The sequence below is a fragment of the Staphylococcus sp. FSL H8-0121 genome (genome assembly GCF_038008425.1).
GTDB classification, from domain to species: Bacteria; Bacillota; Bacilli; order Staphylococcales; family Staphylococcaceae; genus Staphylococcus; species Staphylococcus pasteuri.
This window is the reverse complement of record NZ_JBBOZB010000005.1, coordinates 71807-82395: the sequence shown is the minus strand read 5'-3', so window position 1 is coordinate 82395 and position 10589 is coordinate 71807. Positions and strand designations below refer to the sequence as shown.

Annotated in this window: 14 protein-coding genes; 7 read left to right on the top strand and 7 right to left on the bottom strand. The window is 30.4% G+C overall.

Features of this window, described 5'->3' with window-relative positions; translation table 11 throughout:
* From tnpA to LFT63_RS12200, 5 genes are all read right to left on the bottom strand, one after another.
* The coding region (tnpA, locus tag LFT63_RS12220; RefSeq protein ID WP_340769456.1) for an IS200/IS605 family transposase at positions 1 to 391 on the bottom strand (391 nt) is incomplete at its 3' end.
* Positions 392 to 607: 216 nt separating this feature from the next.
* On the bottom strand, positions 608 to 736 hold the full coding sequence (locus tag LFT63_RS12215; protein WP_002449516.1) for a hypothetical protein: 129 nt from the start codon (positions 734 to 736) through the stop codon (positions 608 to 610).
* Between the two features lie 13 nt (positions 737 to 749).
* Positions 750 to 1634: a permease gene (locus LFT63_RS12210; RefSeq protein ID WP_029056258.1), complete on the bottom strand. Its 885-nt coding sequence runs from the start codon at positions 1632 to 1634 to the stop codon at positions 750 to 752.
* An 87-nt stretch (positions 1635 to 1721) separates the two neighbouring features.
* A complete protein-coding gene (locus LFT63_RS12205) occupies positions 1722 to 2042 on the bottom strand; it encodes an ArsR/SmtB family transcription factor (RefSeq protein ID WP_002449352.1) in 321 nt (106 codons plus the stop codon).
* Between the two features lie 45 nt (positions 2043 to 2087).
* Entirely contained in the window at positions 2088 to 2282 is a 195-nt protein-coding gene (locus tag LFT63_RS12200; protein ID WP_029056259.1) for a hypothetical protein, read from the bottom strand.
* A gap of 280 nt (positions 2283 to 2562) precedes the next feature.
* Here LFT63_RS12200 and arsD point away from each other — a divergent pair, with 280 nt between their 5' ends.
* The 6 genes from arsD to arsC are packed head-to-tail and all read left to right on the top strand — an operon-like array spanning position 2563 to position 8299.
* Complete coding sequence (gene arsD / locus LFT63_RS12195; RefSeq protein WP_070451438.1) at positions 2563 to 2910, top strand: arsenite efflux transporter metallochaperone ArsD; 348 nt, start codon at positions 2563 to 2565, stop codon at positions 2908 to 2910.
* Positions 2897 to 4618, top strand: a complete 1722-nt coding sequence (arsA, locus tag LFT63_RS12190) for an arsenical pump-driving ATPase (protein WP_029056260.1) — start codon at positions 2897 to 2899, stop codon at positions 4616 to 4618. The genes arsD and arsA overlap by 14 nt, the downstream gene beginning before the upstream one ends.
* Complete coding sequence (locus LFT63_RS12185; RefSeq protein WP_340769462.1) at positions 4618 to 6282, top strand: FAD-dependent oxidoreductase; 1665 nt, start codon at positions 4618 to 4620, stop codon at positions 6280 to 6282. Before arsA ends, LFT63_RS12185 begins: the two co-directional genes overlap by 1 nt.
* The gene (locus LFT63_RS12180) at positions 6279 to 6593 is read left to right on the top strand and encodes an ArsR/SmtB family transcription factor (RefSeq protein ID WP_002441914.1); all 315 of its coding nucleotides are present in this window, start codon (positions 6279 to 6281) and stop codon (positions 6591 to 6593) included. Before LFT63_RS12185 ends, LFT63_RS12180 begins: the two co-directional genes overlap by 4 nt.
* Positions 6593 to 7885, top strand: a complete 1293-nt coding sequence (gene arsB, locus LFT63_RS12175) for an arsenite efflux transporter membrane subunit ArsB (protein ID WP_340769449.1) — start codon at positions 6593 to 6595, stop codon at positions 7883 to 7885. Before LFT63_RS12180 ends, arsB begins: the two co-directional genes overlap by 1 nt.
* A gap of 18 nt (positions 7886 to 7903) precedes the next feature.
* Positions 7904 to 8299, top strand: coding sequence for an arsenate reductase (thioredoxin) (arsC, locus tag LFT63_RS12170; RefSeq protein WP_015387314.1), 396 nt, complete (start codon positions 7904 to 7906; stop codon positions 8297 to 8299).
* Between the two features lie 61 nt (positions 8300 to 8360).
* Here the strand turns inward: arsC and LFT63_RS12165 are convergent, their stop codons facing one another.
* Together LFT63_RS12165 and cstR are read right to left on the bottom strand one after the other, a co-directional pair.
* Positions 8361 to 9119, bottom strand: coding sequence for a sulfite exporter TauE/SafE family protein (locus tag LFT63_RS12165; protein ID WP_002473148.1), 759 nt, complete (start codon positions 9117 to 9119; stop codon positions 8361 to 8363).
* Positions 9116 to 9376, bottom strand: a complete 261-nt coding sequence (gene cstR / locus LFT63_RS12160) for a persulfide-sensing transcriptional repressor CstR (RefSeq protein ID WP_000456194.1) — start codon at positions 9374 to 9376, stop codon at positions 9116 to 9118. Before cstR ends, LFT63_RS12165 begins: the two co-directional genes overlap by 4 nt.
* A 138-nt stretch (positions 9377 to 9514) precedes the next feature.
* Here cstR and LFT63_RS12155 point away from each other — a divergent pair, with 138 nt between their 5' ends.
* Positions 9515 to 10582: a DsrE/DsrF/DrsH-like family protein gene (locus LFT63_RS12155; RefSeq protein WP_340769445.1), complete on the top strand. Its 1068-nt coding sequence runs from the start codon at positions 9515 to 9517 to the stop codon at positions 10580 to 10582.
* Positions 10583 to 10589 lie beyond the last annotated feature (7 nt).

The window sequence follows — 10589 nt, the reverse complement described above, 5'->3', positions numbered from 1 at the left end:
ATTGATTACGAATGTAATTTTCAATGACTTTTTTATTTCTACCTACTGTATCTACATAAAAACCTTTACACCAAAACTTTCTATTTCCATATCTATATTTTAAATTAGCGTGTCTATCAAAAATCATTAAACTACTTTTACCTTTTAGATATCCAACAAATGAAGACACTCCTATTTTGGGTGGAATACTAACTAACATATGAATATGATCTTTACATGCTTCTGCTTCAATAATTTCTACACCTTTTCTTTCACATAATTGGCGTAGAATAATTCGAATATCTTTCTTTATCTTCCCATATATTACTTGTCTTCTATATTTTGGAGCGAAGACTATGTGATACTTACAATTCCATTTTGTATGTGCTAAACTGTTTGTGTCGGATGACATTAAAAAGCATCTCCTCGTGTTGATTATTTTGGTTGGCTGACCAATATTTATTCTAGCACGTAGAGTTGCTTTTTTTGTGACAACGGTAGAACCTTTTCTGAACCATACGCATAGCGTATGGTTTTCTTTTTACAACGAAAGAACGACAAATTCCATACTATTACATTGGAATTTGTCGTTCATTTATTAGAAGCATATATTTTACAGACTTCTAAATTAATTGTTACAACAACAATTATTATCCTGTTGCTCTTTTTCATTTTTCTCTTTTTTTTCTTCAATTTCTACTGAACAACAAGATTGTTCCTGAGGTTTTAATTTTTTTAATACGTCTTTGACTCCCATTATCTCACCTCCTTTAAATAACGATGTTCACCATCAAACCTGTAGAAATAGCTACAACTAAAATGGCGATAACGAATGAGATTACAAATTTTTTCTTGAATAGTTTCGATAATAATATAACTTCTGGAATACTTGCACCAGCACCACCAATGATCAAAGCAACAACTGTCCCAAGCGACATTCCTTTTGAAGCTAATGCTTCAGCTATAGGTAACATTGTTTCAGGTCTAATATACATAGGAATACCTATAATAGAAGCAATAAATACGGATATAATGCCACCTTCACTCGCATATTTAGTAATAAATGTTTCGGGTACAAATCCATATATGAACGCTCCAATAAATACACCAATAAATAGGTAAGGAAGCATTGGATATAAAAATGCCCACGCATCATTTAATGCTTGTTTAAAACGAGATCCATGTTTATTAGCAAAAAATCCATCTCCTTTAACGTTTACACCTTTGTAAGTTTTAACTAAATTCATTTTTGAAAATACTAGACCCGTTAAAATACTAAAAATCGCTAGTACAACAAAGTAAATAACAGCAACTTTCCAACCTAATAAGGCCCATAACATAAATATCATTAATGGATTCATTAATGGTGAAGATATTAAGAAACTCATTGCTGGACCAAAAGGTACTTTAGAATTTAATAGACCTGCAAGTATTGGAATTGTAGAACAAGAACAAAAGGGTGTCATCGCACCAAACACCATCCCCAATATATAACTAATTGCTTGATTAGGCTTGCTCAAAAATCTTTTGATTTTTTCTTCCGAAACTACTTGTTGAATTAAACTTACAATAAAGCTCACGATGATGAATAGTATTAATAATTCAAAAAACAACATCACAAATGTTTTTATAAATTCCATAATTGAATCTAACATGAGTATAATGCCTCCAAATTTAATTAATCAATATTTCTTGATGTATTAATCAAAAAAATTTGATTAATACTATATTAAAAAAGATACTTAAAGTATCTTACAACAAGTATCTTCATTTAAAACAACCTGTATTTGCTGCTCATTAATTTTATAATAATTCCATGTGCCATGCTTTTCAGCAATAAGAACATTTGCATCTACTAATTTTTTTAAATGATAAGAAAGTTTAGATTGTTTTATATCTAATAACTCTTCTAAATCACATACACATAATGATTTATTGAAGCTTTGGCTAATTTGATTTAGTATTTTTAATCTGATTTTATCAGCTAGCGCATTAAACATATTTTCATAAAAGTCAAATTGTTGATCTTCACTCATATCAGTCTTTGCTTTAATAACTTCCATAAAAGACCATCCTTTTTATAATATTTCATTGAGTTTATATTATCTTTATTTCAATTCTTGAATTGCTTGTTTATAGTTATTTTTTGTTGATTCGCCATACTGATTAATGTTCCCTTTAAAGAACTCCTTCTCCATATACATTGTAGCTTCTTTTAAATTGATTTCTCTTGATAGCATAACAAGATTTAAATAACTTACAAAATAACCAACAGTTAAAGTACTTGCATGGTTTACTCGCAATCAAGCACGCCTCCTTATTGTCAACGTAGTTTTATATCATTTAATACATCAATTTTTTTTGATATATTAAATATAAATCAATATCTATATTATCGCAAGAAGAAAACCTATAATTTTACATAAACTTAGGTATTGCTCACAGAAATATTAAAATAATTTTTTATAAAATGTATTATTAAGAATTAAATTTAGTAAAATTTTTAAAACTCAAGCAAAACATAGACATCCATCTATATAGATGTTAGTCTATAATCGTAAATTAATTAATGAGGTGAGTATAATGTTAAATATTGAAATATACGAAGAAGCTATGTGCTGTTCTACTGGCCTATGTGGTCCAGAACCGGATGAAACACTAATAAAAGCGAACCAAATCAATGAATATTTAAAGCAAAATCAAATAGAAGTTCAACGTTATAATATGAATAACAATCCGAATGAATTCATTAAAAATCAAGAAGTTATTCGTTTAATTCAAGAAAAAGGTGATGAAGTTTTACCCATCACTTTTATAGAAGGCAATATAACTAAAACGGGCGCTTATATTACCCAAGAAGAAGCCGATGAAATTATTACAGTTAATCAAATGAGAAATGGAGGATGCTGTGGTGGAAATGGATGCTGTTAAATACTTAAATAAATTGAATTTAGATAACATTGAGTTAACAAAATATTTGTTTTTTACTGGTAAAGGTGGCGTAGGCAAAACAACGATATCAAGTTTTATTGCTTTAAACTTAGCAGAGAATGGAAAGAAAGTAGCTTTAGTAAGTACTGATCCAGCTAGTAATTTACAAGATGTATTTCAAATGGAATTATCTAATAAATTAACTAAATATCAACCTATACCTAATCTCTCTATAGCCAATTTCGACCCGATTGTTGCTGCAGACGATTATAAAGCACAATCTATAGAACCTTATGAGGGTATTCTACCAGAAGATGTGCTTGCTGAAATGAAAGAACAGTTAAGTGGTTCATGTACAGTTGAAGTAGCAGCATTTAATGAATTTACAAATTTTTTATCCGATAAAACTTTAGAACAAGAATTTGATTTCATTATATTTGATACAGCTCCCACAGGTCACACTTTGAGAATGCTTGAATTACCTTCTGCATGGACAGATTATTTAAATACAACGAGTAATGACGCTTCTTGCTTAGGTCAATTATCAGGTTTAAATGAAAATAGAGTTAAATATAATTCAGCACTTGAAAAACTACGTAACCAAGATGATACGACCATGATGTTAGTTGCGAGACCTACTCACTCTTCTATATATGAAATTCAAAGAGCGCAACAAGAATTACAACAACTGTCAATTTCTAAATTCAAAGTAATCATTAACAACTATATAGAAGAAAGTCACGGTTTAATTTCGAGTCAGATGAAATCGGAACAAGATAAAAACATTAATCATTTTACTGAATGGTTAAATAACAATCATGCTTATTACGTTCCATATAAAAAGCAGAAAGAAGAAGGTATAGAAAATTTAACTAATCTATTAAATGATGATAACTTAATTGAAAATGATGACTTTATTGTTGAAGATCATCCGCAATTCAATAAATTAATCGATGAAATTGAAAATAGTAAAGTTCAATATTTATTTACAATGGGAAAAGGTGGCGTTGGTAAAACGACAGTAGCAACGCAATTAGCTACAGCATTATCTAATAAAGGATATCGTGTTCTTTTAGCAACTACTGACCCTACTAAAGAAATTAATGTTGAAACTACAAGTAATTTAAATACTGCTTATATTGATGAAGAACAAGCATTAGAAAAGTATAAAAAAGAAGTACTAGCCACAGTGAATGATGATACACCACAAGACGATATTGATTATATTATGGAAGATTTAAAATCACCTTGTACAGAAGAAATAGCATTTTTCAAAGCCTTTAGTGACATTATGGAGAATCAAGACGACATGGATTACGTCATTGTAGACACAGCTCCTACAGGCCATACCTTGCTGTTACTTGATTCTAGTGAAAATCATCATAGAGAATTAAAGAAAAAATCAACTCAAACTACCAGTAATGTTGAAACATTATTACCTAAAATTCAAAATAAAAATTTAACACAGATGATAATCGTAACACTAGCAGAAAAAACACCTTATTTAGAATCTAAACGTTTAGTAGAAGATTTAAATAGAGCTAATATAGGCCATAATTGGTGGGTTGTTAATCAATCGTTAGTTACGCTAAATCAACGTGATGACCTTTTTAGTAACAAAAAAGAAGATGAATCATTTTGGATAAACAAGATTAAAAATGAAAGTTTTGACAATTATTTTGTCATACCTTATGGGGGGTTATCATAATTAAAAAAATTGTAATCATCGGTTCAGTTGCTGCCGGTACAAGTGTCGCGGCTAAAGCAAGAAGAAATAGTGAAGATGTGGAAATTATCGTTTTTGATAAAGATAGTGATATTTCGTATTCAGTATGTGGTATCCCCTACTATATAGGCGGTAATGTATCTGATATTGATGAACTCACGCCAAGAAATGCTAAATGGTTTAAAGAGCGCTTTAATATAGATATTTATACAAAATATGAAGTGAATCAGATAAATGATACTGATCAAACAATAACTGTTACCAATTTAGTAAATGATGAAAAGATGATTCAAGAATATGACGAATTAGTATTAGCAACAGGCTCATCGCCTAAGGAACTTCCTCAATTAAATAGCGAAGAATATAACAATGTATTTAAAGTTAAGAATATTAATGATGCGAAAGCAATTTATAATTATATTGAGGACAATGATGTTCAGAATATAACAATCATTTGTGGTGGATTTATTGGTCTAGAAATGTTAGAACAATTATCTAATTACAATACTTCAATTATTCAACGTAGTACTTTTATGCCTCATTTAGACTACGATATCAGTTTTATGATTCAAGAATATATTGAAGATAAAGCTAACGTATATACCAATAATGAAATAGATATTATTGATTATGATGAAAATCATACAATAAATAGAGTGAGCTTAAAAACTGGCGAATTAATTGATACAGATTTAATCATTATTGGAATTGGTGTCATACCAAATACTAAATTAGCTAAAGAAATTGGTATTAATATTGGAAAATCTGGAGCAATACAAACCAATAAGTATTTTGAAACAAATATTCCTCACATATATGCAATTGGTGATGTAGCAGAAAGTTATAATTTAATTACTGGTGACCCTATATATAGACCGTTAGGTTCTACAGCAAATAAAATGGGACGTATTTTAGGAGATCGATTAACTGGTGGAAATCTAGAACATAAAGGCATTTTAGGAACAGGCATTGTTCGTATATTTGATATGACAATTGCCCAAACAGGCTTAACTGAAAAAGAAGCTATTGATTTAGATATTGATATTGACGTATTACACAATGTGAAACCGAATCGTCCAGAATATATGCAAGGTCAAGAAATGGTAATTAAAGCTATATTTGATAAAAACAATTCTAAATTACTGGGTGCCCAAATTATTGGGTATGAAGGTGTAGATAAAAGAATAGATGTACTAGCTACTGCTATAACGTTTGGTGCCCATGCAGAAGATTTATTTCATTTAGATTTAGCATATGCGCCTCCTTTTTCTACAACTAAAGATCCTGTTATTTATACAGGGATGATTGGACACAATATTACTCGAGGACGCAAAATTATAACGCCTGAAGAAGTCATGAAACAAAATAATAACTTATTGATTTTAGATGTACGTTCTCCAAAGCAATTTGAAGTTAATCATGTTGATGGAGCGATTAACGTCCCATTGAAAATATTGAGAAGTTATGCAAAAACAGTAGATAAAAATCAAAAGATAGTGACTTACTGTAATAAAGGTACTACTGGGAATGCTGCACAAAACGTACTTATTAATTTAGGTTTTAAACAAGTGTTTAATTTGTCAGGTGGTAATAAAAATTATCAACGTTATAAAAGGTTTCAAGTAGAAAGGAAGAAGAAAAATTGAATTATAAAGAAATTTCACAATACTTAAAAGTGATTGCTGATAGTAGCCGTCTTGAAATATTAGACTTGTTATCTTGCGGTGAATTATGCGCTTGTGATTTATTAGAGCATTTTTCTTTTTCTCAACCCACATTAAGTCATCATATGAAAGTATTAAAAGACAATAATTTAATTACATCCAGAAAAGATGGTAATAAAATTTTATACAAATTGAATCATGACGTATTGGATAACGTTACATCACGACTCACTCTATTGAGTTCCAGTACTGTCCCATGTATATGTGAAACAGTAGAGAAAGGTGAGTGTTAATGATGACGATATTAGCAATCACAATATTTGTATTAACGTTAATTTTTGTTATATGGCAACCTAAAGGTCTAGATATTGGTATTACTGCATTAATTGGTGCTGTAGTTGCTATAATCACTGGCGTTGTAAGCTTTTCAGACGTACTAGAAGTTACTGGAATTGTTTGGAATGCGACTTTAACTTTTGTTGCAGTTATTCTTATTTCACTCATATTAGATGAAATTGGATTCTTTGAATGGTCTGCCATACATATGGTAAGAGCATCAAAGGGTAATGGCTTGAAAATGTTTATCTTTATCATGCTCTTAGGTTCAGTTGTAGCAGCCTTCTTCGCAAATGATGGTGCGGCTTTAATACTGACGCCTATTGTTTTAGCAATGGTACGTAGTTTAGGATTTGATAAAAAAGCGATATTCCCATTTATTATTGCTAGTGGTTTTATTGCAGATACTACGTCTCTTCCATTAATTGTTAGTAATTTAGTTAATATTGTTTCTGCTGATTACTTTGATATTGGATTTGTTGAGTACTTCAGTAAAATGATTATACCTAATATATTCTCTTTAATCGCAAGTATTCTTGTCTTATGGCTTTATTTTAGAAAGTCTATCCCAAGAAAATTTGATGCAGTAAATATTAGAGAACCAAAAGAAGCGATTAAGGACAAAAAGCTTTTTAATATCTCGTGGATTGTACTCACTGTATTGCTAGTTGGTTATTTAATAAGTGAGTTTATAAATATTCCAGTATCAATTATTGCTGGTATCATTGCTTTAATATTTGTATTATTAGCACGTAAGTCTAAGGCTGTGCATACGAAACAAGTAATTAAAGGTGCGCCATGGAATATTGTTTTATTCTCTATTGGTATGTATCTTGTGGTATTTGGTCTAAAAAATGTGGGCATCACAACGCTTCTTGGTGATGGACTAACAAATATTTCAAATTACGGCTTATTTAGTAGTATCATGGGCATGGGCTTTATAGCTGCATTCCTTTCATCCATTATGAACAACATGCCAACTGTTTTAATAGATGCAATAGCGATTGGTCAATCTCAAACAACAAGCATACTCAAGGAAGGCATGATTTATGCGAATGTTATCGGATCTGATTTAGGACCTAAAATAACACCAATTGGTTCGTTAGCAACACTTCTCTGGTTACATGTGCTTACTCAAAAAGGTGTTAAAATTTCTTGGGGACAATACTTTAAAATCGGTATTATTATAACGATTCCGGTATTATTTATCACACTGTTAGGGTTATATCTAACACTTATTATTTTCTAAAAAAAGAGGAAACTATTTATGGATAAAAAAACAATTTATTTTATATGTACAGGTAATTCATGCCGTAGCCAAATGGCTGAAGGCTGGGGTAAAAAAATCTTAGGAGATGAATGGCAAGTATATTCTGGCGGTATTGAGGCACACGGTGTAAATCCAAAAGCAATAGAAGCTATGAAAGAAGTTGGAATTGATATATCAAATCATGCTTCTAATTTAATTGACAAAAATATACTAAACCAATCTGATTTAGTAGTAACTCTATGTAGCGATGCTGATCAAAACTGTCCTGTATTGCCGCCTAATGTAAAGAAGGAACATTGGGGATTTGACGATCCTGCTGGCAAACCTTGGTCAGAATTCCAACGTGTTAGAGATGAAATCAAAGCAGCCATTGACTCATTTAAGGCTAGATAAATTTTAAGCGTCTCAATATCATTGAGACGCTTTTTAATAGACTTTTTATTATAAAATAACTTCAAAATATCAACTTAATAATTGCAACGACGATTAAAATACATATTATCGTTTTTTGAATATAGTCAGGTATTTTCTGACCCATTTTCATACCTAGAGGCGTAAATAGTATACTACCTAAAATTAACGGTATTGCACTATTGATAGGAATATACCCCTGTAATAATTTAATCATAAATGCTCCAATAGAAGAAATGAATGCAATTACAATACTATTTGTAACCACCATGTTCATTGGTAATTTAAATATAACAAGTAGTACTGGAATAATAATAAATGCGCCACCAGCTCCTACAATACCAGATACCAAACCGATGATACCACCTATTGTAATTAAAAGTAGACGATTAAACTTAATATGACTAGTAGATGGTGTAACTTTTATAAACATTAGAATAAGAGCTAGTAATGCAATAATAATATAAACCGTATTAACAAACTGAACATTTATTAAATTCGCTAAGATTGCACCTAGCATACTACCTATTACCATTCCACTTCCCATATTAAGTATAAGCGTTCTAGAAAAATTTTTATTTTTATATGCGTTTAAAGATCCACTCAATGTACTAAAAAAAACCTGACTTGAAGTTAATCCTGAAGCAATATAAGCACTATAAGTAGGTAAACCAAATAATGGTGGTAATAATAAGAGAGCTGGGTAAATAACAATGGCTCCCCCTATACCGACTAATCCAGAAATAAATCCTCCTAAGATACCAATAACTAACATTACTATAATTGTTGTTATACTTATCATTTACTTTTTATCAATAATTCAACTGCTTCATTAATTAGTGCCTGAGAATCTTCACTATTTTCTTCAGACATTTTGACGCATTCTACTAAGTTTTCACTAATGATAATACCCATTAACCGTTGAATAGAACTTTTAGAGGCACTTAATTGACTAATGACGTCTTTACAATTTTTTTCTTCCTCCATCATTTTAATGACTCCATTAAGCTGTCCTTGTATGCGATGAATACGATTAATCATCTTTTTATTATATTCCAATATATTTCACTCCACATTCATTTTTAATAATTACATCATATTGATTAAATTTTAGTTTGTCAAATACCCCCACAGGTATTTGACAAACTATCTAATTCGTTATAATATACCCCCATAGGTATTTAAAAGGAGGTAATTATGTCACAATATAAAACGAAACACATTAATGATTTCACTAAAAAAGAATTACAAGAATTGGGTTCTAAGGGTCAATTAATTGACGTTCGACAGCCTGAAGAATTTGAATTAGGACACATTAAAAATGCTTTATTACATTCAGTTGAAAATATAGAGACTTTTAAACAAAGCAAAAATAAAACTTACTATATCTATTGTAAAAGTGGTAATAGAAGTAGAAAAGCCAGTCAATTTCTTGCACAACGTGGATACGATGTGGTGAATTTAGACGGAGGTTATACCGCATACGAACAACAACATCATAATGATAATTTATCTAAAGTAAAAGAAGATAGAGAAATTAAAGATAATCGTAAGATGTTCAATTATAGTAATCTACAATGTCCAGGACCTATTGTTAATATTAGTAAAGAAATCAAAAACATCGCTATTGGTGATCAAATAGAAGTTGTTGTGACTGATCACGGATTTTTAAATGATATTAAAAGTTGGGTCAAACAAACTGGACATACACTTGTTAGACTCAATGATTCTGGTAATGAAATTCGCGCTATTATTCAAAAAGAAGAAAATAAAAATATAGAAGTGACACACACGAAAAGTGGAACAACGATTGTTTTATTTAGCGGCGAGCTAGATAAAGCAGTTGCAGCAATGATTATTGCTAATGGTGCTAAAGCCGCAGGGAGAGATGTAACCATTTTTTGCACATTTTGGGGCTTAAATGCACTTAAAAAAATTCAAAGTCAACGTATTAAGAAAAAAGGTATTGCAAAACTTTTTGACTTCATGCTTTCAAATTCACCAATTAACATGCCTATTTCTAAAATGAATATGTTTGGTTTAGGCAATCTAATGATGCGTTATGTCATGAAAAAGAAAAATGTCGATACTTTACCTTCTCTTATTGATCAAGCAGTTGAGCAAGGTGTTAAACTTATCGCTTGTACAATGAGTATGGATGTGATGGGCATTACAAAAGAAGAACTACGCGATGATGTAGAATACGGTGGCGTAGGTGCATATATTGGATATACAGAACAAGCTAATCACAATTTATTTATATAATTAGAAA